The organism is Domibacillus robiginosus (assembly GCF_000966195.1).
GTDB lineage: Bacteria > Bacillota > Bacilli > Bacillales > Domibacillaceae > Domibacillus > Domibacillus robiginosus.
This window is the reverse complement of the sequence record NZ_LAHL01000005.1, coordinates 148,340-171,952: the sequence shown is the minus strand read 5'-3', so window position 1 is coordinate 171,952 and position 23,613 is coordinate 148,340. Positions and strand designations below refer to the sequence as shown.

The 23,613-nt window shown below is 46.2% G+C and carries 29 protein-coding genes; 16 read left to right on the top strand and 13 right to left on the bottom strand.

The genetic code is table 11. The features are described 5' to 3' along the window. Positions 1–828: a polyamine aminopropyltransferase gene (speE, locus tag VP97_RS04245; RefSeq protein WP_050180432.1), complete on the bottom strand. Its 828-nt coding sequence runs from the start codon at positions 826–828 to the stop codon at positions 1–3. A 220-nt stretch (positions 829–1,048) separates the two neighbouring features. Between speE and VP97_RS04240 the strand changes: the two genes are divergently transcribed. Further along, positions 1,049–2,971 (top strand): transglycosylase domain-containing protein, encoded by a 1,923-nt coding sequence (locus VP97_RS04240; RefSeq protein ID WP_050180431.1) that lies wholly within the window; start codon positions 1,049–1,051, stop codon positions 2,969–2,971. A gap of 50 nt (positions 2,972–3,021) precedes the next feature. On the opposite strand, the gene VP97_RS24180 is transcribed toward VP97_RS04240, so the two are convergent. From VP97_RS24180 to VP97_RS04220, 4 genes are all read right to left on the bottom strand, one after another. Then, entirely contained in the window at positions 3,022–3,534 is a 513-nt protein-coding gene (locus VP97_RS24180) for a YwhD family protein (RefSeq protein WP_050180430.1), read from the bottom strand. A gap of 15 nt (positions 3,535–3,549) precedes the next feature. Continuing rightward, positions 3,550–4,188: a site-2 protease family protein gene (locus VP97_RS04230; protein WP_050180429.1), complete on the bottom strand. Its 639-nt coding sequence runs from the start codon at positions 4,186–4,188 to the stop codon at positions 3,550–3,552. 13 nt (positions 4,189–4,201) lie between these two features. Further along, on the bottom strand, positions 4,202–5,512 hold the full coding sequence (locus tag VP97_RS04225) for an HD domain-containing protein (RefSeq protein ID WP_050180428.1): 1,311 nt from the start codon (positions 5,510–5,512) through the stop codon (positions 4,202–4,204). Between the two features lie 138 nt (positions 5,513–5,650). After that, a complete protein-coding gene (locus tag VP97_RS04220; RefSeq protein ID WP_050180427.1) occupies positions 5,651–5,875 on the bottom strand; it encodes a YuzB family protein in 225 nt (74 codons plus the stop codon). 137 nt (positions 5,876–6,012) lie between these two features. Here VP97_RS04220 and VP97_RS04215 point away from each other — a divergent pair, with 137 nt between their 5' ends. Then, on the top strand, positions 6,013–6,564 hold the full coding sequence (locus tag VP97_RS04215; protein ID WP_050180426.1) for an RsfA family transcriptional regulator: 552 nt from the start codon (positions 6,013–6,015) through the stop codon (positions 6,562–6,564). Positions 6,565–6,566: 2 nt separating this feature from the next. On the opposite strand, the gene lipL is transcribed toward VP97_RS04215, so the two are convergent. Next, positions 6,567–7,397, bottom strand: coding sequence for an octanoyl-[GcvH]:protein N-octanoyltransferase (gene lipL / locus VP97_RS04210; protein ID WP_050180425.1), 831 nt, complete (start codon positions 7,395–7,397; stop codon positions 6,567–6,569). Positions 7,398–7,508: 111 nt separating this feature from the next. Here lipL and hemQ point away from each other — a divergent pair, with 111 nt between their 5' ends. The 4 genes from hemQ (at position 7,509) to gerQ (ending at position 9,571) form a co-directional block, all read left to right on the top strand. Continuing rightward, positions 7,509–8,255 (top strand): hydrogen peroxide-dependent heme synthase, encoded by a 747-nt coding sequence (hemQ, locus tag VP97_RS04205; RefSeq protein ID WP_050180424.1) that lies wholly within the window; start codon positions 7,509–7,511, stop codon positions 8,253–8,255. A 134-nt stretch (positions 8,256–8,389) separates the two neighbouring features. Continuing rightward, complete coding sequence (locus tag VP97_RS23670) at positions 8,390–8,590, top strand: hypothetical protein (protein WP_156153404.1); 201 nt, start codon at positions 8,390–8,392, stop codon at positions 8,588–8,590. 138 nt (positions 8,591–8,728) lie between these two features. After that, positions 8,729–9,151 carry a cell wall hydrolase gene (locus VP97_RS04200; RefSeq protein ID WP_050180423.1) on the top strand — a complete coding sequence of 141 codons (423 nt, stop codon included), beginning with the start codon at positions 8,729–8,731 and terminating at the stop codon, positions 9,149–9,151. An 18-nt stretch (positions 9,152–9,169) separates the two neighbouring features. Next, a complete protein-coding gene (gene gerQ / locus VP97_RS24445; RefSeq protein WP_245629829.1) occupies positions 9,170–9,571 on the top strand; it encodes a spore coat protein GerQ in 402 nt (133 codons plus the stop codon). A gap of 30 nt (positions 9,572–9,601) precedes the next feature. On the opposite strand, the gene VP97_RS04190 is transcribed toward gerQ, so the two are convergent. From VP97_RS04190 to VP97_RS04175, 4 genes are all read right to left on the bottom strand, one after another. Further along, positions 9,602–9,973 carry a DUF423 domain-containing protein gene (locus VP97_RS04190; protein WP_050180422.1) on the bottom strand — a complete coding sequence of 124 codons (372 nt, stop codon included), beginning with the start codon at positions 9,971–9,973 and terminating at the stop codon, positions 9,602–9,604. Positions 9,974–9,985: 12 nt separating this feature from the next. After that, complete coding sequence (locus VP97_RS04185; RefSeq protein WP_050180421.1) at positions 9,986–10,261, bottom strand: YwdI family protein; 276 nt, start codon at positions 10,259–10,261, stop codon at positions 9,986–9,988. Continuing rightward, positions 10,258–10,416, bottom strand: coding sequence for a hypothetical protein (locus tag VP97_RS04180; protein ID WP_050180457.1), 159 nt, complete (start codon positions 10,414–10,416; stop codon positions 10,258–10,260). Before VP97_RS04180 ends, VP97_RS04185 begins: the two co-directional genes overlap by 4 nt. Positions 10,417–10,503: 87 nt before the next feature. Next, positions 10,504–11,187, bottom strand: coding sequence for a uracil-DNA glycosylase (locus VP97_RS04175; protein ID WP_050180420.1), 684 nt, complete (start codon positions 11,185–11,187; stop codon positions 10,504–10,506). 101 nt (positions 11,188–11,288) lie between these two features. On the opposite strand from VP97_RS04175, the gene VP97_RS04170 reads away from it, so the two are divergent. Together VP97_RS04170 and pdxK are read left to right on the top strand one after the other, a co-directional pair. Then, positions 11,289–11,660, top strand: a complete 372-nt coding sequence (locus tag VP97_RS04170) for a YflT domain-containing protein (protein WP_050180419.1) — start codon at positions 11,289–11,291, stop codon at positions 11,658–11,660. A gap of 76 nt (positions 11,661–11,736) precedes the next feature. After that, positions 11,737–12,534 (top strand): pyridoxine/pyridoxal/pyridoxamine kinase, encoded by a 798-nt coding sequence (gene pdxK / locus VP97_RS04165; protein ID WP_050180418.1) that lies wholly within the window; start codon positions 11,737–11,739, stop codon positions 12,532–12,534. 32 nt (positions 12,535–12,566) lie between these two features. Here the strand turns inward: pdxK and VP97_RS04160 are convergent, their stop codons facing one another. Further along, complete coding sequence (locus VP97_RS04160) at positions 12,567–13,118, bottom strand: nitroreductase family protein (RefSeq protein ID WP_050180417.1); 552 nt, start codon at positions 13,116–13,118, stop codon at positions 12,567–12,569. A 121-nt stretch (positions 13,119–13,239) separates the two neighbouring features. Between VP97_RS04160 and VP97_RS04155 the strand changes: the two genes are divergently transcribed. Further along, on the top strand, positions 13,240–13,587 hold the full coding sequence (locus VP97_RS04155) for a YojF family protein (protein ID WP_050180416.1): 348 nt from the start codon (positions 13,240–13,242) through the stop codon (positions 13,585–13,587). A 35-nt stretch (positions 13,588–13,622) separates the two neighbouring features. Further along, positions 13,623–14,321 (top strand): bacillithiol biosynthesis deacetylase BshB2, encoded by a 699-nt coding sequence (gene bshB2 / locus VP97_RS04150; protein ID WP_050180456.1) that lies wholly within the window; start codon positions 13,623–13,625, stop codon positions 14,319–14,321. Between the two features lie 34 nt (positions 14,322–14,355). Here bshB2 and ilvA read toward each other — a convergent pair whose 3' ends face one another. Further along, positions 14,356–15,603 carry a threonine ammonia-lyase IlvA gene (ilvA, locus tag VP97_RS04145; protein ID WP_050180415.1) on the bottom strand — a complete coding sequence of 416 codons (1,248 nt, stop codon included), beginning with the start codon at positions 15,601–15,603 and terminating at the stop codon, positions 14,356–14,358. Positions 15,604–15,645: 42 nt separating this feature from the next. Further along, on the bottom strand, positions 15,646–16,518 hold the full coding sequence (locus VP97_RS04140; RefSeq protein WP_050180414.1) for a Cof-type HAD-IIB family hydrolase: 873 nt from the start codon (positions 16,516–16,518) through the stop codon (positions 15,646–15,648). A gap of 212 nt (positions 16,519–16,730) precedes the next feature. Here VP97_RS04140 and VP97_RS04135 point away from each other — a divergent pair, with 212 nt between their 5' ends. The 6 genes from VP97_RS04135 (at position 16,731) to VP97_RS04110 (ending at position 23,583) form a co-directional block, all read left to right on the top strand. Further along, positions 16,731–18,068, top strand: coding sequence for a YjiH family protein (locus VP97_RS04135; RefSeq protein ID WP_050180413.1), 1,338 nt, complete (start codon positions 16,731–16,733; stop codon positions 18,066–18,068). Between the two features lie 77 nt (positions 18,069–18,145). Continuing rightward, positions 18,146–19,240 (top strand): AI-2E family transporter, encoded by a 1,095-nt coding sequence (locus VP97_RS04130; RefSeq protein WP_050180412.1) that lies wholly within the window; start codon positions 18,146–18,148, stop codon positions 19,238–19,240. Positions 19,241–19,948: 708 nt separating this feature from the next. After that, complete coding sequence (gene yknW, locus VP97_RS04125) at positions 19,949–20,596, top strand: YknW family membrane protein (RefSeq protein WP_050180411.1); 648 nt, start codon at positions 19,949–19,951, stop codon at positions 20,594–20,596. Between the two features lies 1 nt (position 20,597). Beyond that, complete coding sequence (locus VP97_RS04120) at positions 20,598–21,722, top strand: efflux RND transporter periplasmic adaptor subunit (protein ID WP_050180410.1); 1,125 nt, start codon at positions 20,598–20,600, stop codon at positions 21,720–21,722. Continuing rightward, positions 21,719–22,393: an ABC transporter ATP-binding protein gene (locus VP97_RS04115; RefSeq protein WP_050180409.1), complete on the top strand. Its 675-nt coding sequence runs from the start codon at positions 21,719–21,721 to the stop codon at positions 22,391–22,393. Before VP97_RS04120 ends, VP97_RS04115 begins: the two co-directional genes overlap by 4 nt. Beyond that, positions 22,390–23,583, top strand: a complete 1,194-nt coding sequence (locus VP97_RS04110) for an ABC transporter permease (RefSeq protein ID WP_050180408.1) — start codon at positions 22,390–22,392, stop codon at positions 23,581–23,583. Before VP97_RS04115 ends, VP97_RS04110 begins: the two co-directional genes overlap by 4 nt. Positions 23,584–23,613 lie beyond the last annotated feature (30 nt).

Genomic DNA, 23,613 nt, shown 5'->3' with positions numbered 1-23,613 from the left:
TTATGTTAAATCCTGCACGAATTTTGGCAGCGCAAATGCCGCTTTGTGCAGCTCTTTCGTATAGTATTTCGTTTCGATATCGTGGAAGCGGCCCTCTTCCACCTGAAGCGGATCATGTTTTTTTGAACCAATCGTAAAGCACCACAGGCCGCTCGGATACGTCGGGATATTAGCTGTGTACAGACGTGTAATCGGGAAAATTTCTTTGACGTCTGACTGTACCTGACGGATAAGCTCTGCTTTAAACCATGGATTGTCACATTGCGCTACAAAAATACCGTCTTCTTTCAATGCTTTAGAAATGCCGGCATAAAAGCCTTTTGTAAACAAGTTAACAGCCGGTCCAACGGGTTCTGTTGAATCGACCATGATTACATCATACTCATTTTCAGACTCTGCGATATGCATAAAGCCGTCGCCCACTTTTACTTCCACGCGCGGATCGTCAAGGTCGCCTGCGATTTCCGGCAGGTATACTTTTGAATACTCGATCACTTTTCCATCAATTTCAGCAAGCGTTGCTTTTTCAACAGATGGGTGCTTTAGCACTTCGCGAATGACACCGCCATCGCCGCCTCCGACAACCAATACATTTTTCGGATTTGGATGTGTAAACAAAGGTACGTGCGCTACCATTTCGTGATAAACAAACTCATCGCGCTGGCTCGTCATTACCATGCCATCTAAAAACAGCATGTTGCCCCATTCTTCTGTTTCCACCATTTCTAAATATTGAAAATCGGTTTGCTCTGTATGCAAAGTACGTTTCACTTTCATCGTGATGCCGTAGCTTCCTGTCTGCTTTTCGATATACCATAGTTCACTCATGATACTGCCTCCTTTTTAATAATGAGGATATTACTTTATTCTCTTATCGTACAAGAACTAAACACGCAGCACCCGGCTGCAGCGCCCTTGTGACCTGCATCCTGCAGGCCCCAAAAAAAAAGTATAGAACAATTTGACGAAAAAGCATAGTGAATTTATATGAAGACGTTTAAAAATTCGCCATTTTTTTCATACTAAAGGAAAAAAGAGGTGGTGCAGCATGAAAAAGTGGCTCATAGCGATACTTGTTTCGATCATCGGGGCTGTTATTGTATTTTTTTATGCGTTGTATGCAGCCGGCCCCCCGGATGTCACAGTTCCGCGTTCGACCCTTTTTTATGCGGCTGATGGAACAAAAGCAGCCGAAACACATGCAGGAGAAAAACGGTACTGGATAAAGCTTGAAGATATCTCTCCCCTCGTTATTGATGCAGTTGTTTCTATTGAAGACAAACAATTTTATCATCACTTTGGCCTGGACCCAAAACGGATTGCCGGTGCCGCTTTAGCGGATATCAAAGCAGGAGCAAAGGTGCAGGGGGCCAGCACGATTACACAGCAATATGCGCGGAATGTTTTTTTAACGCATGACAAAACATGGACACGCAAAGCGAAAGAAGCGTGGCAGGCGCTTCGGCTTGAAGCGTTTTATTCGAAGGATGAAATTTTAGAAGGCTACCTGAACACCGTTTATTTTGGCCACGGGGCATATGGTATTGAAGCCGCCTCCCAATTTTACTACGGAAAATCATCTGCCTCCTTAACTGCTTCGGAAGCAGCCCTTTTAGTCGGTATCCCAAAAGGGCCGTCGATTTACTCTCCGCTTGTTTCGCGAGAAAAATCCGAACAGCGCCGCCGGCTTATTTTGTCCGAAATGCATTTGTCTAAACATGAATACGAAAAAGCAGTCGCAGACGCTCCAAGTATTACCGGCGCTTTTGCGGACGACGAAAACAGTGCGCCCTACTTTATTGATGCGGTACGGGGAGAGCTTGAAGCACTCGGCTTTCGGGAGCAAAGCGGCTTGAAGGTCTACACTACACTTCAGCCGCGGCATCAGAAGGCAGCGGACAAAGCCATTGCAGACGGGATTGTGAGCGGTGCTGCCATTCAATCAGCCCTTGTTTCTATTGATCCGGCTACGCACTATGTGACCGCTCTCTCCGGCGGGCGCAACTATCGTGAAAGTCCATTTAACCGCGCTGTGCAGGCTTACAGACAGCCCGGGTCTTTAATGAAGCCTTTTTTGTATTATGAAGCACTCGGGCACGGATTAACGCCAGTATCGAAAAGAAAAAGTGAACGGACTACTTTCGAAGGGGATTATTCACCGAAAAATTTCAACAGCCAGTATGCAGAGCGGGCTGTTACAATGGCGGAAGCACTTGCTGTTTCCGATAATATTTATGCGGTAAAAACGAATCTGCTGCTTGAGCCTGAAACGCTCGTTCAAACGATGAAGCAGTTTGGCGTTACCTCTAAGCTCGAAGCAGTTCCTTCTCTTGCCCTTGGCACGTCAGGCATGACCGTTCTTGAAACAGGCAACGCTTATGCAACGATTGCGTCCGGTGGCTCATTTGCAAAGCCCGTATTTATTACAAGGGTAGAGGATATGGATGGAAAGGTGCTCTATCAATATAAAAAGCAGCCGGAGCAGCGATTTGATGAAAAAAAAATAGCCATACTGACAAGGCTGATGATGGGTATGTTTGATAAAAAGATGAGTGATTATGCCACACCGACCGGCGCTGTGATGGCTTCTTCTCTTACGCGAACGTATGCCGGCAAATCCGGCTCTACGCCTTACGACTACTGGATGGCGGGCTTTACTCCTTCTCTTGTTTCTGTTGTGTGGACCGGTTATGACAATGGAGCCGAAATTACGAAAACCGAGGACCGTTCACGTGCGAAAGTAATTTGGGCACAGTTTATGGAAGAGGCGCACCAGGGACGGCGCCCGCAGGAATTTGAGTGGCCGAGCGGACTGGTCGAAGCAGAAGTAGATGTTAAAACAGGAACGGCCTGCAGCGGCGGCCACAAGCTGCTGTTTGAGCGCGGAACCGAACCAACAACAAAATGCCCTCAGGACGAAGAACATACAGAGGATATGCTTTATCCTGAGCTGCCTGACTGGTTTCGGTAACGCAAAAGCCCGGGGATTTCCCCGGGCTTTTTTTATGAATTTTATTTTGTTTACGCTTCTGATACGGCTAACCCATTCTTCAGCTCATCCGAAGAAAGATTCCACATATCTTCGTTATGGCTGACGAGAAAATCACGTAAAATGGCTTTGGATCGGTCATCCATTACATCCACGATAATATGGCGCTTAAGTGATTTGTCCATCCGGTTTACGTGCTCCGGAAGCGACTTGTATCCGCGGCGTATATCACGATTGACCGTCATTTCGCAAGCAGTCACCCCTGCATAATAAGGCCCTTCTTCTTTCCGGTCCACTGTGACCCAGACGAGCCAGTATGGCTTTGCATCAGGTACTTCTTCCTTCGTTTTTAAAAATTTAATGCCTTTTTCCACTGCGCTGCGAGCGTGCATCGCACCAATGTCAATATGAGCGGAATCGTCTTCCACGTCGATGATGACTGGCGACACCTGTTCTAAGCTAAGTGCGCCTTTTCCAAAGCCCTTATGCCCGTCAGTCGGGTCATTTTTGATAATATTAAAGCCGACTTTCTTTTTTTGCTCCATCGGTTCTATTCCTCCTTACAAAAATGCACTGAAAATGGTATTAAAGCCCGCTAACACGGCAGAGGTCACTCCATTTAAAAATGGTCGGACTGTGTAATCACCAAGTGGCGTGATCACTAAAATTAAAAACAGCAGTACACCGTACTGTTCATACTGTGTCAGTTTTACCCGCAAATTAGGCGGTGCCAGATCCTCTAAAATCCGATAGCCATCAAGCGGCGGAAACGGGAGCAGATTAAACACAAACAAAAGTACATTCAAGTACATCATCATATACAATAGCTGAAAAGCAAAGTTATTTGCATTGGCGCCAATCCCGTATAAAAGGCCTGTCGCGATAAACGCAACTAAAAAGTTACTGAGCGGTCCCGCAAGCGAGACGAGCACACCCGCCAGCTTCGGATTTTTAAAATTGCGGCGGTTCACCGGCACCGGCCGTGCCCAGCCGAACCCAGCGATCAAAATAAAAATGGTCCCGATTGGATCTAAATGGTGAACCGGATTTAATGTAAGGCGTCCTTGATTTTTGGCCGTATCATCTCCAAACTTGTACGCCGTATACGCATGAGCAAATTCATGCACAGTGAACGCAACAAGCAGCGTAATAATGACGAACGGCAGCTGTTCGAGTTGAAATGCTAGAAATTGATCCAAATACGTATCCCCTTTACTTTCGATATAATTCTAATATACTTTTGATCTTTCGTTTAGCCGTTCGGTTAGATGATTCATCACGCAGTAGGTCTATCGGGAAGTAAAGCTTGTGATCCGTACGGCGCTTGCCGGAAATAGCTTCAACAATATCAGAACGCCCTGATAACTCCTGAAGGGTTTGATCATCCTTCATCAATAAATAAATCGGCTGCCGTTCTGTTTCAATGCCCGGCCGATAAAAATCGTACGGCAGGTCGGAGGATGAATCATGAACAAGATAATACTCCGGATCAATGCCCGCTTTTTGAAACAGCTCTTCTAACTCCGCATATTTTTCCTGCTCGGCTTCCGGATCAAATTCTACGTATTTAAATAAATTTCGATTCATAAACCGGCTGCACAAATCCTGTAAAATGGCATCGTCTTCATCCTGCCAGACGTGGAAATAAAACATAATCACCGATTCATCTAAATTTACATATTCGTCAAGCGAGCAGTCTCCGTCAAACAAAGAACTAAAATGAACAGGCTTTTGACGGAACGCATACCCTTCTTTGAACAGCTGCTTGGCCCGCTGTAGAGTTTTAGACAGAAGCACCTCGGCACTGCGTGTAACCGGGTGAAAATAAATCTGCCAGTACATCTGGTAGCGGCTCATAATATAATCCTCTACCGCATGCATACCGCTTAATTTAAAAACTGCCTGCTCCTCGCGCGGACGAATCACCCGCAGGATACGCTCCATATCAAAGTGCCCGTAGCTCACCCCTGTATAGTAGGCATCACGCTGAAGATAATCCATCCGGTCCGCGTCGATCTGGCTTGAAATCAAGCTGACTACAAGTTTATTTGGATACGTTTTGTTGATGACTGCGGCTACTTTTTCCGGAAAGTCCTCACTAACCCGCAGCAGCACTCGATTAATATCTGTATCTCCGAGTACGATGCGTTTTGTGTATTCTTCGTGGTCAAGGCCAAACACTTTTTCAAACGAATGGGAAAACGGCCCATGTCCAACATCATGCAAAAGCGCTGCACAAAGGCTGACCAGTCGTTCCTCCGGATTCCAGTCCGGCCTGCTCCGAAAAACGTCATCGACAATCCGGCGGACAATTTCATAGACACCGAGAGAGTGGTTAAACCGGCTGTGCTCCGCTCCGTGAAACGTAAAGTATGTTGTACCAAGCTGGCGGATGCGGCGCAGCCGCTGAAACTCTTTTGTGCCAATCAAGTCCCAAATGACTACATCCCGCACGTGAACATAGCGATGGACCGGGTCTTTAAACACTTTCTCTTCTTTTAATTTCTGCTTTGCGTAGCTCACATGCGCGCCTCCCCATCTCTTTTTTTGTTCATTATAACGGAAAAATCAATTATTATGGGAAAATTCGCATTGACAAATGCATATACTGCTAGCACATAGAAAAAAATCACCTTTTTTCAAGAGAAAAGGTGATTCACATTATGATTTTAACTTTTTTTGAATTTTATCCATCAATTCATCTTCAGTTAATGCCGCCACTGGACGATTATTAACGAAAGCAAACGTTTTTTTTCGGCCAGGACCACAATAAGATTGGCATTTTACATCAATGGATGCATCTGGATCCAATTTTTCGAGCTTTGGAATCAATGTTTTCAGATTGACTGCCTGGCAATCATCGCATACGCGAAATTCATTCGCCATATTAACTCTTCCTTTCCGTTTATTCATCCCGATATTTTACATGGAAAAAAGTATGTTTGCAAGCTTGCCGCGTATAAAACACATTATATCTGGCAAACCTGTTCATAGACACTATTTTCATAAGGAGAGATGATAAGATGAAAGTTCGTCAAGATGCCTGGTCAGAAGAAAATGATTTGCTGCTCGCTGAAACGGTTCTTCGTCACGTACGTGAAGGAAGTACACAATTAAACGCATTTGAAGAAGTAGGCGACTTGCTCAACCGCACGTCCGCTGCTTGTGGCTTTCGCTGGAATGCGGTTGTCCGCACTCAGTATGAAAAAGCACTCAGCCTGGCCAAAAAGCAGCGTAAACAGCGCAGCCGTACGATCGAGAAAAAAGCGCTGTATGCTCCACCGGCTGAAGGCCGTGTAACGATCACAATGACGGATGTGATCGGCTATCTGCAAAGCCTCGATTCTATTGATGCCGTGAAAGCCGAAAATGAACGGCTTCGCAGTGAGAATGAACAACTTCAATACCGTCTTGATAAGATTGAGCAATCATCCGAAATGATGCAGGAAGACTATGAAACACTGATGAAGATTATGAACCGTGCCCGCAAATTCGTTGCTCTTGATGACGAAGAAGGTTCTGCAGTAACATTTAAAATGGAACAAAACGGAAATCTCGAAAAAGTAGCTGAGTAATACTACGCAAGCGCCCGGTCGTTTCGCTCTATTACACGCTGCAAATAACCATCAAAAATATCGGCTTCAAGCGCAGTCATTGAACCGCTCTCAAGAGGACCGCCGATTTCTTTCAGTGAGGTCAAAAAGCGAATAATAACATCTTGGATCGAAAGCGGTCTTCCCGTCAGCTCGGCAAGTGAGGCCATCACTTCAGGCTGAATATCCGGGTAGGCCCATTTTGTTTTTTCTCCCCTTTTAGCCGTTTCGTAAAAAGCACGAATGGCTGCGGCACGCTCCGACCCGCTGCCGTTTACGCATAAATAGATTTGAACAGCTACCCCTTTTTTCAAGCGGCGCTGTGAAATACCGGCAAATTTTCGGCCGCCAATGCTAAGATCATAGCTTCCGGGGCAATAGGAGCCGACAATTTCATAAGCGTCAATATCAGCTTCCGGAAACATGTGGCGAACGAGCGCATACATCGCTTCATAGCCTCGGTCAATATCAATGCCTTTTTCCGTGTCCGGCATCACGAGCGACAAGTTCAATATCCCTTCATCCAAAAGCACTGCAAGTCCCCCGGAGTTACGGACAATGACCCGGTACCCTTCATCCTCTAATACCCGCACCCCTTCTTTTAAGTAAGGAAGCTTTGTATCCTGAATGCCAAGCACAACTGTATCATGGTGTACCCAGGCGCGTACCGTTGACGGACTTTGTCCAGCGCCGATTGCTGTTGCCAGCGCGTCATCCGTGGCAAATGAATGAATAGGGTTGAATCCAGGCCCATAGGCGGACTGATCGATAAACCGCCATAACGGCCGGCGCAGAAGTGATTCTGATTGATCCATAACGATTCTCCTTCACAAAATGTTCTTCTTTTACTGTAGCCTTCCGGCGAGAGTCGTTCAAGCTTTTTATGATATAGTAAATGGGACTACACTACATAGGAGATGAAGAACATGAGTGAAGCAGCAAAAACGCTTGATGGCTGGTATTGCCTCCATGATTTCCGCTCGATTGACTGGGCATCCTGGAAAACATTGTCGAGCAACGAACGGGAGGGTGCTCTGGCTGAGTTCCGTAAATTTTTGTATAAGCTGGAAGAAACACAGGAATTAAAATCCGGTAGCCATTCCTTTTACAGTATCATTGGCCAGAAAGCTGATTTTATGCTGATGATTTTGCGTCCGACAATGGCAGAATTAAATGTGATTGAAACAGAATTTAATAAGCTGAAAATCGCTGAATTTACAATTCCAGCTTATTCCTATGTATCGGTCGTTGAACTAAGCAATTACTTGTCATCTGATGAAAATCCATATGAAAATCCGCAAATTCGTGCGCGCCTGTATCCAGAGCTTCCGAAAACGGATTATGTATGCTTCTATCCAATGGATAAGCGCCGCCAGGGCGAGGACAACTGGTACATGCTGCCGATGAAGGATCGCGGCAACTTAATGCGCAGCCACGGCATGATCGGCCGCCAGTATGCCGGGCTTGTGAAACAGATCATTACCGGTTCAGTCGGATTTGATGATTACGAATGGGGCGTTACTCTTTATGCGGATGACGTGCTCCAGTTTAAAAAGCTGATTTATGAAATGCGCTTTGATGAAGTAAGCGCCCGCTATGGTGAATTCGGTTCTTTCTTTGTCGGTCATTTGCTGACAGACGAAAAATTCACTCAAATGATGCATGTAAATTAACCCTTTAAAGCGATGTCTTTCTCTTTCAAAAACAAGAGGCGATAAGTAGTGTTGAAGATCAAAGAGCTAAGGACTGGATAGATATTTTCTCTCTTTTAAAAGAAAAAATATGACCTTTTTAGCTCTATACATTCTTGATGCAAGCCACTTGGCGGCGGGAGGGCAGTGCAGACTCCTATGGGACGAGCGGACAGCCGAGACCGGTGAAGTCGCCAGGCGCAGTCGGGCTCGGCGTCTGCCCCATGGAAAGCGGAGCTGCCCGGACGCCGCTAATTTATTCGATTCATGTGACCGTTATCAATCATTTGTCTACAGTCCGAAACGATGTCTTTTAGGCATCGTTTTTTGTATGCCATTTTTGTCGACACATCTGTCATTCTCGTACGGTATGTTTTGTGAGGAGCATCCCATTCGGGTGCGGACCTTGCACCGACTTTGGACATTTTGCATAAAGTAAATCGGGAGGTGTTGAAGTGGCTGTTGTCGCTCATACGGAAGAAGATGTAAGGCTTTTGGCGCGCCTTATGCGCGCAGAGGCCGAAGGCGAAGGCTCGCTTGGTATGCTGATGGTTGGCAATGTCGGCGTAAATCGGACACGGGCTGACTGTCTTGATTTCAGGGATATCCGTACGATTCGTCAAATGGTTTTTCAGTCTCCTGGCGGCTTTGAAGCTACACAGAAAAGCTATTTTTATCAGGGGGCCCGCCAGCAAGACATCGACCTGGCACGAAAAGTATTAAGAGGCGGCCGCTATCATCCAGCTTCCAATGCTCTTTGGTTTTTTGAGCCAGCCGGCGGATGCCCGACTCAGTGGTATAACCAGCCGAACACCGGCCGATTTAAATCCCATTGCTTTTTTAGTCCGCTTCGTTCCGTTTGTCCATCGGTTTACTAAAAAGGAGGCGTTTTTTGCATGAATCCATTTCAATACATGCCAGCTCAAGGAAATATGAACCAGGGAAGCATGAATCCGGGAAATATGGGCCAGGGCGGTCCACAGGGAATGCCTCCTGGCATGGGGCAGGGAATGCCTCCTAGCGTAACTCCTGGTCCTGGCGTTCCGCAAGTAGAGGAATCTTATATTGAAAATATTTTCCGTTTAAACCGCGGTAAAATGGTGACTGTGTATACAACTTTTGAGAACAACAAAGAATGGAATGCGAAAGTATTCCGCGGCCGAATTGAAGCGGCTGGACGTGACCACTTGATCCTAAGCCATCCATCAGGCGGACAACGCTACTTAATTCCACTTCTTTACCTGGATTATGCTACCTTTGACGGCGAAATTGCATACGACTATCCGTATAACGGTTAAAAAAGAGCGGCAAGAAAGCCGCTCTTTCCACTACATATTTTTAACGGCTGCCACAATAAGCAGCACCCAGGCTGCCAGAAAAGCCAGCCCGCCGATTGGTGTAATCGCACCAAGCTTACCAATACCGGTCAGCACTAAAACAAACAAGCTGCCTGAAAACAGGATAATGCCCGCGAACATAAGCCAGCCGGACCAATTAAGGATAGAGCTGCCTGAAAACTGACCGATTAAAAAGCCAACAATTAGTAAGCCGAGCGCATGAAACATCTGGTATTGAACGGCTGTTTTCCAGATGTCTAAATACTTTGCTTCCACCCGTCCTTCTAACCCATGCGAGCCGAACGCACCAAGGGCAACGGCCAGAAAAGCATGAATAGCCCCTAAAATAATAAATAATTTCATGATTCTACTCCTTTAAAAATCAAAAATTGAATCTCCGTTTGAGCCGTCTTCTGTGGCAATCCGCTCCTTCTGCCCTGCTACCTGCACAGGCGGCTGGGCCGGCGGCATCATGACAGCTGGTGTGGCAGCCTGTACAGGTGCGGGCATGTCCACCCCGGCACCGATAAGCAAATCGCACATCGACTTAATAACGTAAATGTGCCGTTCCATTCCTCCCGGGCCGGCATTTCTTGCAGCAGCTATTTCCTGCTCCATTTTCTGCAGCACTTTCTCATGAGATACATTCATTTTTTATCACCTGCTTTCGACGAAAATTGAAAACATGGATGGCCCGATGACCGTTTAACGACCACGGACGGCAGCTGTTTCGTTTTAAATCCATATGCACGGCAGCCACGGGGTGCCTGCGCATCCCACGTGACAAAAAAATGCCGGCATTTCATACAATTCGGTTCCGCTTTCAACACGCCCCTTCCCTGCTTTTCGTTTCACGTGAAACGTCAGCTGGCTTGCTTTTTTACACGTTACAATCAAACCTGTTTGTTTAAACACCAGTTGATGGGGCTCTCCCCCATAGACGCCAGTGCATCATTCGCTTTGGAAAATGGCCGGCTGCCAAAAAAACCGCGCGAGGCAGACAAAGGGCTTGGATGGGGCGATTCGATGATTACATGCCGGCTTGTATCGATCAGTGCTTTTTTGCTTTGAGCAGGTTTTCCCCACAATAAAAACACAACCGGCTTTTCTCGTTCACTGATCAGCTTGATCACCTGATCAGTAAACGTCTCCCAACCTTTGTTGCGATGTGAATGAGCTTTTCCATCTCGAACTGTTAAAACGGTGTTTAACAGCAAAACACCTTCATCTGCCCACTGTTTCAAATACCCATGATTCGGTATGTCGCATCCAACATCTTCCTTAAGTTCCTTGTACATGTTTTTCAAGGATGGCGGTGGTTTAATGCCTGGCTGAACTGAAAAGCTCAAGCCGTGCGCCTGGTTCGGCCCATGATACGGATCCTGGCCCAGGATCACCACTTTTACATGCTCGTACGGTGTAAAATGAAGTGCATTAAAAATATCGTCCATATCTGGATGAATCACCTGTGTACGGTATTCTTCCTTTAAAAATGACCGCAATTCTTGATAATAAGGCTTATCGAACTCACCTTCAAGAAGCGGCGCCCAGTCATTTGTTAAGATTTTTTTACTCATGCGGCTCACCTCCTCCTTCATTATAAAGGAAGAAGCGGCTGTTTAAAAATAAAGCGGGCGGGTATAAAAGAGCAAACGGGAAAATACGAGGAGGTTTTTCTTTGTATACCGCGAAAATTGTTCGAAATCATACAGAAGCGGCCAGTATTGTAACAGCTTTTTCACAGGACGGGCTGTCTAAAGAAAACATTTATGTGTTTGCTTACGATAAAAAAGAGTCCAAGCAGTTAACCGATGCAACCAACAGCGGTGAAATCGGCTTAAAAGAGCAGGGCTTGTCCGGGACGGTCAGCAACGTATTCAAAAAACGCGGAGATGAGCTACGTGCAAAGCTCCACAGCCTCGGCCTGGGTGAATCCGAAGCAGCCGAGTACGAAGAACAGCTTGACCGGGGCCTTATTGTAGTGGTTGCGACCGATCAACATACAGAACAACGAAGCACGGCTGATTCTAACGATGACAGCGCCCTTTAAAAAAGGGCGTTTTTTCTTGTACATTTGCCCATTGTTTCTTAAACTAAAGGAAGTGTAAAAAAGGAGGAATTTCATCATGAAAAAGACATTAACGATTGCAGGGTCAGATACAAGCGGTGGTGCCGGAATTCAAGCCGACTTAAAGACTTTCCAGGAGCACGGCACCTATGGCATGACTGCCCTGACAACGATTGTAACGATGGACCCTGAAAATGGCTGGAGCCACGGTGTATTTCCGCTGGCTATTGATGCACTCGAAGCTCAATTAAAAACGGCGATGTCAACCGGTATTGACGCGCTGAAAACCGGAATGCTTGCTACTCCTGAAATTATCGAAACCGCTGCAGCTTCTATTAAAGCGAATAATATCCAAAAAGTAGTGATCGATCCGGTTATGGTCTGCAAGGGTGAGGACGAAGTATTAAATCCTGAAGCAGCCGAAGCAACACGTGACTCTCTTCTTCCGCTTGCAACGGTGGTAACACCAAACTTATTTGAAGCATGGCAACTGTCCGGCGTCGGCCCGATCCGTACAATTGACGAGATGAAGGAAGCGGCACAGAAAATTTACTCACTAGGGGCAAAAAACGTTGTAGTCAAAGGCGGCAAGCAGCTTGAAAGCGAAAAAGCGATTGACCTCTTCTATGATGGGAACGAATTTGAGCTGCTAGAAGGCGAAAAACACCAAACGCCTTACAACCACGGAGCAGGCTGTACATTTGCGGCTGCCATTACAGCAAACCTGGCAAATGGACAGGATGTCAAAACAGCCGTCCACAATGCGAAAGATTTCGTAAATGCGGCAATCAAACACGGCTGGAAGCTAAACGAGTACGTTGGCCCAGTGATGCACGGCGCCTACAATCAAAAATAACAAAAAAATCCCGTCCAGATGGACGGGATTTTTTATTTAAAATATGTGATTTTTTCCTGAATCGGCGTTCGCTCTTTTGCCGGTGGCAGCTCATCGTAATAACCGAACTGAAGCAGTGCTAAAATTCGCTCTCCTGGCTTTACACCAAGCGCTTCACGAAACTTTGGCGCGTCCAGCCAGGCCGGTGTTTTCCAGCATGTACCGATACCCTGCTCCCAGGCCAGCAGCTGGGCATTTTGAATAAGCGCACTCGCAGCCGAGAAATCTTCCAGCCGTTCTTTTTGGCGTGGATCTTCCGGCACAATCACAAAAACAAAAGCTCCTGGAAGTGCAAAGCCCGCTGTTTTTTTCTTGAGCTCTTCCTCCGAAAGCGTGTTCCATTTAGGAATCGTGCATTCTTTTAATGTATTCCGGATGGCCTCGAGCCCTTCTTCCGCCGCAACAACAAAGCGCCACGGCTCACGGCAGCCATGATTCGGTGCCCATACAGCAGCTTCTAACACAGCCGTTACATCGGCCAGCGCTACAGGCTTGCCATTAAACTTTTTAATGGAACGGCGTTCTTGAATAATGTTTTTAATCATATGTACCACCCCTACTTAATAGATTTCTTCTTTATCATACTGAAAAAGCGGGATTTTCGCCATTCGAACTATTTTTTAGTACAATAGGGCAAGAACGAAATTCGACGGGAGGTCAACGGGCATGGAACCGATTTTACCTGAAAAGGTACAGGAGCTTATTAATAAGTTTGCCGGCCAGGAAGTATACCTTCATATGGAAACGACAAACGGCGCTTACGCATCACATTTTAACGAAAAGTTTTTCTCTGCAGGTGCTTATATCCGCAATGCAAAGCTTACATATGAACACGGCAAAATTGTAGGCGATGGTCCTTTTCGTGTTGGGCTGAAGCTTGCAATTGGCTGGGTCTATGCAGAGGGACTCACTCATTACGGATTTGATGAAAGCGGACATTTGTTGATGGCTGGACATGATTTTGATGGAAAACTGGCAGTCGCCCTTCAGCTGGGCACGACGCCTTTTAAGTAACGAAAGGACTGAAGACGATGACAGAAACAATGGAAATTGAACAAGAGCGCCACGTGCTTGTCATCTTTCCTCACCCGGATGATGAGGCATTTGGAGTATCGGGAACAATCGCCATTCATACCGGTCGTAAAACGCCGGTTACCTATGCCTGCTTAACGCTCGGTGAAATGGGCCGTAACCTCGGTAATCCTCCATTCGCTACGCGCGAGTCCCTGCCGGATATCCGCAAAGCCGAGCTGCAAAAAGCTGCCGAAGCCATCGGCATTCAGGATTTACGCATGATGGGTCTTCGCGATAAAACACTAGAGTTTGAAGACGATCAAAAAATGATGAACCTTGTAACAGATTTGATCAATGAGCTGGACCCTTCACTCATTATCACTTTTTATCCGGGCTACTCTGTTCATCCAGATCATGAAGCAACAGCACGAGCCGTTGTACGAGCAGTACGGGCGATTGAAGAGAGCAAGCGTCCAAAGCTTCACTGTGTAGCGTTTGCGAATAACACATTAGAGGAAATTGGCGCAGCGGATATTCACTATGATATCCGACACGTGTATGATAAAAAGCTGGAGGCCATGAAAGCTCACATTTCGCAGACGATCTGGATGCTAAAAGACCTTGAAGCAAGTGTCGCGGAAGAAGGAAGCGAGCTGCACGACCGGTTTAACTATGAGTATTTCTGGACCTATACATTCGATGACAAAGACAAAGTAACCGACATAAAAAGCTGATCTGCGTTTGCAGATCAGCTTTTTTAATGCCCGTTTAAATAAGCAGGTTAAACAGCAGTGGATCACTGTTGATTTCCATGTACGGGAAGCCGTTTTCTTCCATGCGCTTTACAAGCGGCGCATAGTCTTCTTTATGCTTTAGCTCAATGCCGACCAGAACCGGTCCTTCATCACGATTGGTGCGCTTTGTGTATTCAAAGCGGGTAATGTCATCGTGCTCACCTAGCACCTGAGCCATAAACTTGCGCAGCGCTCCGGCGCGCTGCGGGAACGTAACGATAAAGTAATGCTTTAATCCTTCATAAATGAGCGAGCGTTCTTTGATTTCCTGCATCCGCTCAATATCATTGTTGCCGCCGCTAATCACACAAACCACGTTTTTCCCTTTGATCTCATCTTTATAAAAATCAAGTGCGGCTACGGAAAGTGCCCCTGCCGGCTCTGCTACGACCGCATTTTCGTTGTACAGCTGCAGAATCGTCGTGCATACTTTGCCTTCTGGAACAACGGATATGCCATCAAGTACGTCCATGCAAATATCCATTGTCAAATCACCAACTTGTTTAACGGCTGCACCGTCGACAAACGGATCGATCGTTTCTAGACGGGTTACCTGTCCGCTGTTCAAGGAAGCTTTCATGCCGGCAGCTCCTTCAGGTTCAACACCGATTAGCTTTGTAGACGGGCTGATCCCCTTTAAGTAAGAGCCGACGCCTGCTGCAAGGCCGCCGCCGCCGATGGAACAAAACATATAATCAATGGGTTCCTGCATATCGTTCAAGATTTCAACTGCGACTGTTCCCTGTCCGGCAATTGTCCGGTAATCATCGAACGGATGAACAAACATTTTTTCTTCTTCCGTACAATAAGCCATGGCCGCTGTGTAAGAATCGTCGAATGTATCTCCTGTTAAAACAACCGACACGTTATCGCCGCCGAACCGTTTTACCTGCGATACTTTTTGACGCGGCGTCGTGGACGGCATAAAAATCTTTCCTTCGATGCCGAGAGCAAAGCAGGAATACGCCACACCCTGCGCATGGTTGCCGGCACTTGCGCATACTACACCTTTTGCCCGCTCCTCTTCCGTCAGACTCCGGATAAAGTTATACGCACCGCGCAGTTTAAAGGAGCGAACAATCTGTAAATCTTCACGCTTTAAATACACATTACAGCCGTAACGGGCTGATAAAAGTTCATTTTTTTGAAGCGGCGTTTTGGTGACCACGTCTTTTAAAACCTGGTTCGCCACGACGATTTCCTCTATTGATACTTTAGACAAGGCGAATTCTCCTTCTTATTGCGAATTGTATGAATTATTTTATCATTTGACCGCAGTTCTTTCTAGTGCATCTTCAATCGCCTTTGCCACTCCACTTTCTTCATTACGGGACGTCTCAAAACGAGCTACTTTTTTAATATTGGCATCTGCGTTGCCCATAGCGTAAGAGTATCCAGCTTTTTCAAGCATGGACAGGTCATTGTAGTTATCACCAACAGCCAGTGCATCTTTCATAGAAAGTCCTTTATCGGCAAGGTACTTTTCAAGCGTAATGCCTTTTTGTGCCTGATCATTCGTAATTTCTAGATTTTCATTACCCGATGAGCTGACCGCTACGCCGTTGATGCCATCAAGCCGGTTTGCTGCTCGCTGAAGCAGCTTGTGATCTGTTGAAAACACAAAAAATTTATAAATGTGCTGGCTTGTATCACGAATAATTTCTTCGTAATCATTCACTAGCTTCACAAGACCATGCTCAATACGAAGCTTAGCCTGCTCACGGATTTCTTCTACGTTCGTTTCCGGGTGTGCAGACAGAACAATATCAACCAACAGCTCTACTGCTTTTTCTGCATTGTCTGTGTAGGTTGCTTGATTGGTGTACACTTCAAAGTACACACCTACATCTTTTAAACGCCGGTACAAGTCATACGCCAGATCGTCTTCAATCGCTGTGAATTGAATAATTTCGCCTTTTGCGTCACGAATTTCCGCACCGTTTACTGCAATAATTGGACATTCAATCCCGGTTCCTTCTAGGGCAAAACGGGCTTCTTTGAAAGAGCGCCCTGTTGCCACAATGACTTCGATCCCAAGCTCCTGCGCTTTTTTCAAAGCAGCACGGTTTTCTTCGCTCACTTCCATTTTGCCGTTTAGTAACGTTCCATCCATATCTGTTGCGATGCTCGTAATCATTCGTGTCACCTTCTTGTTTTAATTTCATTCCCCCCTATTTTAACATGAAAATAGTTCGGAATCCGTAAAAACACTGGGTTCAAGCTGCACAGCACATGTAAGCGCAATCAAAATTCTGTATTTTACGAATATGTGCTGAAGCATAGATTTTTTAAAAGGAATGAATTAAAATGTGCATATAATGAATTTTTATACAAAGAAAGGATTTATATATGCGTAAACCTGGTTCCCTTTTGCAGTTTATCATTCCATCTGCAATCGGGATTTTATTGTTTATAACCCCTGTGCCGATGGAAGATGGTATGACGATTCCGATCGCGGTTTTATCAGCCTGGCTTCAAGAAGTCCTTGGAGATGCGATTCCCACTATTGTGATGGGACTGATCGTGCTGTCTGCTTTGTTAACACTTATTGTGAAGCTCATTCGTCCGGCGTTTTTACACCGTTCTGCTTTTGCAGCGGCTCTTTTTAATCTTTCGCCATTTTGGCTGATTGTCCGCCTGGCAGGTGCCGTTTTTGCGGTTATGTCTTATTTCCACCTTGGTCCGAAGGCCGTTTGGTCTGATGCAACGGGCGGTACACTTCTGTTCAGCCTGCTGCCTGTTCTTTTTGCAGTCTTTTTATTTGCCGGGTTTCTTCTGCCTCTCCTGCTTAATTTTGGCTTGCTTGAATTTGTCGGTTATTCCTTAACAAAGGTGATGCGCCCGCTTTTTTTACTGCCGGGCCGCTCTTCGGTAGACGCACTCGCTTCATGGCTTGGAGATGGAACGATTGGGGTTTTGCTGACAAGTAAGCAGTATGAGGAAGGTTTTTATACAAAAAAAGAAGCAGCTATTATCGGAACGATGTTTTCAGTCGTTTCTATTACCTTTTGTCTTGTTGTTCTTGGCCAGGTCGGCCTGGATGAGTATTTTATTCCGTTTTACTTAACGGTTGTTTTAGCAGGAATTGCCTGTGCACTCATTATGCCGCGGATTCCGCCGCTCTCCAGAAAGCCCGATACCTTTATTGACGAAACTCCCCGTCATGCGGACGATGAATCGATTCCAGACGGATACACGCCGCTTTCATACGGATACGAACAGGCTGTGAAGCGGGCCGGCCAAAACAAGCTGTCCGAAACAGCTGCCGACGGTGTAAAAAATGTGCTCGATATGTGGCTCGGTGTTATCCCGATTGTCATGGCTATCGGCACAACAGCTCTGGTGATTGCGGAATCCACGCCGATTTTTCAATGGCTTGGCCTACCGTTTGTTCCGCTGCTTGAGCTTTTAAACATTCCATTCGCAAAAGAAGCATCTGAAACGATTATGATCGGGTTTGCGGATATGTTTCTACCGGCGATTTTAGGTGAAAGCATTCAAAGCGAGCTGACACGGTTCGTAATTGCGGCTTTATCAGTCTCGCAGCTTATTTATATGTCAGAAGTAGGCGGACTACTTCTCGGAACAAAAATTCCCGTTTCTTTTAAAGACTTGTTTCTTATTTTTATCATCCGCACGTTGATCTCTTTGCCGATTATTGCAGGAGTTGCCCATCTTTATTTTTAAAAAGCCGGAACCTACCGGCTTTTTTTTCGTATAATCGGGTAATGATATATGTTGCCTAGAAAGGAAGTGTCTTTTTTTTGACAAACAAACTTTGGTTTCAAACAGGAATTGGTATTTTACTGGCGATGCTGATTATCTTTATGTTTCAGCAAATTCATGAAGTCTTTAACCCTCTTATTATTATCGCCAGCACGATTTTCCTGCCTCTTTTAATTGGCGGGGTGCTTTTTTACTTAACACGGCCGCTTCTTCATTTTCTTGAGAAAAAAGGGCTGCCGCGCTGGGCTTCCATTACATTTGTGCTTGTTGTGGTTGTAGCCGTATTCTGGCTTATTTATGCGATGATCGCGCCTGTAATCAGCGAACAAGCCGGCTCTTTAGCCAAAAACACACCGCAAATGATTGAGGAAGGTGAAAAATGGGTGGATTACCTGCTCAACCATCGGGATGACCTTCCACCTCAAGCGCAGGAATCTGTTGAAAGTGCGATCAGCAATGTTTCTAACAATTTAAATGATTGGACTGTGGGCTTCGGCTCCTGGCTGCTGACGTTTCTTCAAAACTTTTTCCAGGGACTATTTCTTCTTGTATTGGCACCTTTTTTCCTGGTTTACATGTTGAAGGATCACGAAAAATTCGCGCCGTTCGTAGCCGGCTTTTTTAGTGGAGAGCGCAGAACATGGGTTCGTAAAACACTGCATGATCTGGACGTAACTCTTCGTTCTTATATTCAAGGACAGCTTTTGGTCAGCTTTCTTGTTGGTATAATGCTGTTGATTGGCTACTTAATTATTGGCCTGGATTACGCTCTGTTATTGGCGCTTTTCGGTATGATTACAAATGTCATTCCGTTTCTTGGCCCTTACCTGGCGGTTGTGCCAGCTATGTTTATTGCCCTCCTGCAGGAGCCGCAAATGGCCCTGTATGTAGCGATTATTATGCTGATTGCCCAGCAGGTTGAAAGCAACTTTATTTCGCCAAACGTCATGGGCAAAGCGCTCGATGTCCATCCGCTTACCGTGATTACTGTTATTTTGGCTGCTGGAAATATCGCCGGCATTTGGGGCGTTATTCTTGCTATTCCGTTTTACGGCGTAGTGAAAACCATTCTTTCTAACCTTTATCAAAAACGAACAGAAATCCGTGAAGCTGCGGGAAAAGATATTGATTAACAGACAAAACTGCCTTCTTTTGGGGCAGTTTTTTCCTAGTGTTGAAAAACACAGAGTTAAGAGGAATTTCATTTTTTCAAAAGTGTATATAGCATGTTTCTTTTTTAGCTTGTCCGAAAGCCTTCCCCTTTTGAAAAACATCGCCGGTGGTCCCCGGACTGGCGGCTGCGCTAACAGCAGGGGCGAACGCTGAACCAGCCATCGTTTCGCGCTGCCTGTTTCACCCTGTCCGCTCGTCCCGCGGGAGTCTGCGCCGGCAGTCCTTCGCCCGTTGCGCTTCTGAAAAAAAGAGAGGTTGAAAGGTTTTTTCTGTTCTTTCCAGCAAAGAAAGGGAAACACACTGGGTTTCTCTGTCTTCCTTTCTTCCCCACTAAGGCAGCAGGCGCGGGGCGTAGACTCCTAAGGGACTAGCGGGACAGGTGAGATCGGCTTTGCCGCGAGGTGGCGAAGACGAGCTCACCGCCTGCCCCTTGGAAAGCGGAGCCCCCGCGAATGCCGCTTCTTCTATGCTTCGGCCAAGAACGGTCACTAAACATGTAGGTTTTGAGAATGATGTAGTTGGACAACATTATATTTTAACAGAATGATAAAACTGCCTCCTTTTGGGGCAGTTTTTATTTACCATTTTTATAGAAAATATGAAACCTTTTGCAAAATAATACGTATGAGTCTTTGTACATAATTTTATTGTAAAAGGAGTTAAAAGCAATGACTGAAAAAACTGTCGTTCCAACCGGCCCAAAGCCCTCTCTCTTTCGTTTTATTACGGGTCCCGTTGAACAATTTAAAAGAATGAGAGAGCGGCCGGTGATTTGGATTCCCGGATTAATTGTTTTTCTTTTTTTCACGGCAGCTACAATGCTGACCGCCCTTCTCCCGGAATCGGTAGGTGCTCTGGAATCGAGCGGGCTTTCGGCTGAACAAGCACAAAATATTGCGATGATTACAACTGCAGTATCAAGCATTTTTATTTTTCCTCTTACGGTCATCATCAGTGCCGGTATCTCGCTTTTACTTGTTAAATTAGCGGGCGGAGAAACGACATTCAAACGAATGGTCACTTTTTCCCTATTCATTATGTTCATTACCACAATTGGCCAGATCATTAATTTAGGCGTTGCTGTGGCGGCTGGAACAGACCCAAATGTAACCAGCTTAAATGGCCTATTGGGGCTTGAAGGAACAGCCGGGGGCATCCTGAGTGCTTTTGAAATTTTCACAATCTGGTCTGTGATTCTGACAGGAATCGGGCTTCCGATCGTAACAGGCATGTCGAAGCGGGCGGGCTGGATTATTGCAGGTGTGCTTTTCCTTCTCACGCTCGGAACAGCCATTGTAACAGGGTCGGTTTATTAAGATGCTGAAAAAAAAGAAAGTCATCATTCCTCTTGTCATTGTGCTTCTGGTCCTTTTTATCGGTGCCAGTGTGTACCGATCACAGGCAAAAAACGAAATCATCGTAAAAACGGGCCAAATAAAAGAAGAAGAATTAAAAACAACGGTGATGATCCCGGGCTCCCTGTCACTTGCAGACGAACAAAAAGTGTACAGCGAGCCGGAAAAAGGCGAGGTAGAAACGGTTCACGTAAAAGAAGGCGATACAGTCAAAGCCGGCGCGCCGCTTGTTACTTATTCAAGCGATACCATTGCACTAGAAGAAGAACAGGCAGAACTGACCCGACAGTCAACGAATCTGCAAATTGAATCCTTAAACAAACAGCTGAACCGGCTTGGCAGTAAACAGGATGATTTAGAAAAAGAAGTCGGAAAAAAAGCGGCAGAGGAACAGATCCGTACTGAACGTGACCAGTTGAATTTAGATCTTGATACAGCAAAGCTTGAACGAAAGCGAAACAATCTGGAAGTGACATCATTGGAGAAGCAGCGAGAAGGTTTAACAGTCACAAGCAAGATCAATGGAACGGTGCTGAGTGTCCAAAAAGACCTGCAGCCAGCTGGCAGTGAAACGACAGAGCCGATCGTCCACGTCGGACAGACCGGATCTTTTATGGCAAAAGGTGTTTTGTCCGAATATGACGCGCTAAATGTTAAGCCCGGACAGGCTGTCACCATTACATCTGATGTGATCCCTGATAAAAATTGGGCCGGCAGTGTAACAAAAGTGGACTTGCTTCCTGAGCAGGCAGCTGCTGGAGATGGAAATGCTGCTAATCAATATCCGGTTGAAATCAAAGTAAATGATGCTGGCATTTCTGCGATCAAGCCGGGCTTTAAGCTGCTGCTGGAGATTGAAACGAATAAAAAAACCGCCCATTCCCTTCCCGCTGAAGCTGTGCGGCAGGAAGAAAACAAATCCATTGTGTTTGTCGTACAAGACGGACAGGCAATCGAGAAAACCGTCAAAACGGGCATACAAACCGGTAACCGAATAGAAGTAACCGGCGGTTTAACCGGAAAGGACCGTGTGATTTTAAATCCGGATGATACCCTTTCGGATGGGATGGATGTGACGGTCGAATGATCCGCCTCCGTAACATCGAAAAAAGCTATACACTCGGCAAAGAAACGGTTCCTATTTTAAAAAACATTGATTTAAACATTGAAGACGGTGAATTCACCTCCATTATGGGCCCGTCCGGTTCTGGAAAATCAACGCTCATGAACATTATCGGCTGCCTCGATAAGCCGACAGCCGGCTCTTATGAATTAAATGGACAAGAGATTTCCACTTACTCTAATGACGAACTCGCTCAGGTTCGCAATAAGCAGATCGGATTTGTGTTTCAGCAATTCCAGCTTCTTCCCCGGCTGGATGCGCTTGAAAATGTCGCATTGCCGATGGTTTACGCAGGTATTTCAAAGCGTGAGCGGATCGAGCGGGCGGAAGCAGCACTCGAAAAAGTGGGGTTAAAAGAGCGAATGCACCACCTGCCAAATGCTCTGTCTGGCGGGCAGAAGCAGCGTGTGGCGATTGCCCGTGCCATCGTCAATAATCCTTCCCTTATTTTAGCGGACGAACCGACCGGTGCGCTGGATACCAAAACAAGTATCTCAATTATGGAAGAATTAACGGCCCTCCATGAGAGCGGTTCTACAATCGTCGTCATCACACACGAACCGGAAATCGCCCAATACACATCAAGGGTCGTCACTGTCCGGGACGGCTCCATTACAGAGGAGGCGATTCGATGACGTTACAAGAAAATATCCGGATGGCGCTCTCATCCGTTCTTGCCCATAAACTGCGGTCCATTTTGACGATGCTCGGTATCATCATCGGGGTAGCGGCTGTTATTACAGTCGTGGCGATTGGCCAGGGCGGCGAGCAGATGCTCAAGTCCCAGCTGACCGGCTCCGATAATACAATTAATGTGTACTATGAACCGACCGAAGAGGAGATCCAAAGAAATCCGAATATTTATATGGAATCTTTTTTTAATGAGCAGGACATCGAGCAGTTGGAACGGCTGCCGGATGTAAAAAATGTTGTCGCTTCGACGATGACTTCGATGACCACCCGGCACCGGGAAGATACTTTTGACACTACAGTATACGGCATTAACGAAGCCTATTTGGATGTGAATAAACTGGATGTTGATCAAGGGCGTTCCTTCTCGCGTACGGATTTTATGTCTGGTGCACGTGCCGGCGTGATCAGTGCAGAATTAAATAAAGAAATGTTCGGCAAAAACTCAGCGGTTGGGCAGGTCATCTGGCTGAATGGGCAGCCCATTGAAGTAATCGGCGTTGCCGAAACACCAACCGGCCTTTTTGCGTTCGGCACAATGGATGTTTATATTCCAGCAGGTACGTACCGCAATAGCTTCGGTGCGCTTGATTATACGTCAGTGGATGTACAGGCAGTAGATGCAGACAGCCTTCAGGCGGTCGGTGAAGAAGCAACAGCCCTCCTCAACGATCTTCATGATACAGAGGATTCTTATAAAGTCATGAATCTGGAGGAAATGGCTGAAGGGATCGGCCAGATTACCTCTATTATGACAACGATTATCGGGTCCATTGCGGGTATTTCTCTGCTGGTCGGCGGGATCGGCGTTATGAATATTATGCTTGTGTCCGTTACAGAGCGAACACGCGAAATCGGTATCCGAAAAGCACTCGGCGCTACACAGCGTCAGATTTTAACGCAGTTTTTAATTGAAGCATTGATGCTTACCCTGATTGGCGGCATTATCGGCATTCTGCTTGGAGCTGGTGCTTCATCTGCTGTCTCTGCTTTTGCCGGCTGGCCTTCACTTATTTCCTGGCAGGTAGTCGTCGGGGCGGTGCTTTTTTCAATGGCGATTGGTGTTATCTTCGGCATGCTGCCGGCTAACAAAGCCGCAAAGCTTGATCCAATAGACTCTTTACGCCATGAATAAAACGAAAACCTCTTTTGATACAAAAGAGGT

Coding starts and splice junctions, on each gene's coding strand:
- speE (WP_050180432.1), bottom strand. CDS start 828: ATGAGTGAACTATGGTATATCGAAAAGCAGACAGGAAGCTACGGCATC.
- VP97_RS04240 (WP_050180431.1), top strand. CDS start 1,049: ATGAAAAAGTGGCTCATAGCGATACTTGTTTCGATCATCGGGGCTGTT.
- VP97_RS24180 (WP_050180430.1), bottom strand. CDS start 3,534: ATGGAGCAAAAAAAGAAAGTCGGCTTTAATATTATCAAAAATGACCCG.
- VP97_RS04220 (WP_050180427.1), bottom strand. CDS start 5,875: ATGGCGAATGAATTTCGCGTATGCGATGATTGCCAGGCAGTCAATCTG.
- VP97_RS04215 (WP_050180426.1), top strand. CDS start 6,013: ATGAAAGTTCGTCAAGATGCCTGGTCAGAAGAAAATGATTTGCTGCTC.
- lipL (WP_050180425.1), bottom strand. CDS start 7,397: ATGGATCAATCAGAATCACTTCTGCGCCGGCCGTTATGGCGGTTTATC.
- hemQ (WP_050180424.1), top strand. CDS start 7,509: ATGAGTGAAGCAGCAAAAACGCTTGATGGCTGGTATTGCCTCCATGAT.
- gerQ (WP_245629829.1), top strand. CDS start 9,170: ATGAATCCATTTCAATACATGCCAGCTCAAGGAAATATGAACCAGGGA.
- VP97_RS04190 (WP_050180422.1), bottom strand. CDS start 9,973: ATGAAATTATTTATTATTTTAGGGGCTATTCATGCTTTTCTGGCCGTT.
- VP97_RS04185 (WP_050180421.1), bottom strand. CDS start 10,261: ATGAATGTATCTCATGAGAAAGTGCTGCAGAAAATGGAGCAGGAAATA.
- VP97_RS04180 (WP_050180457.1), bottom strand. CDS start 10,416: ATGAAATGCCGGCATTTTTTTGTCACGTGGGATGCGCAGGCACCCCGT.
- VP97_RS04175 (WP_050180420.1), bottom strand. CDS start 11,187: ATGAGTAAAAAAATCTTAACAAATGACTGGGCGCCGCTTCTTGAAGGT.
- pdxK (WP_050180418.1), top strand. CDS start 11,737: ATGAAAAAGACATTAACGATTGCAGGGTCAGATACAAGCGGTGGTGCC.
- VP97_RS04160 (WP_050180417.1), bottom strand. CDS start 13,118: ATGATTAAAAACATTATTCAAGAACGCCGTTCCATTAAAAAGTTTAAT.
- VP97_RS04155 (WP_050180416.1), top strand. CDS start 13,240: ATGGAACCGATTTTACCTGAAAAGGTACAGGAGCTTATTAATAAGTTT.
- VP97_RS04140 (WP_050180414.1), bottom strand. CDS start 16,518: ATGATTACGAGCATCGCAACAGATATGGATGGAACGTTACTAAACGGC.
- VP97_RS04135 (WP_050180413.1), top strand. CDS start 16,731: ATGCGTAAACCTGGTTCCCTTTTGCAGTTTATCATTCCATCTGCAATC.
- yknW (WP_050180411.1), top strand. CDS start 19,949: ATGACTGAAAAAACTGTCGTTCCAACCGGCCCAAAGCCCTCTCTCTTT.
- VP97_RS04120 (WP_050180410.1), top strand. CDS start 20,598: ATGCTGAAAAAAAAGAAAGTCATCATTCCTCTTGTCATTGTGCTTCTG.
- VP97_RS04115 (WP_050180409.1), top strand. CDS start 21,719: ATGATCCGCCTCCGTAACATCGAAAAAAGCTATACACTCGGCAAAGAA.
- VP97_RS04110 (WP_050180408.1), top strand. CDS start 22,390: ATGACGTTACAAGAAAATATCCGGATGGCGCTCTCATCCGTTCTTGCC.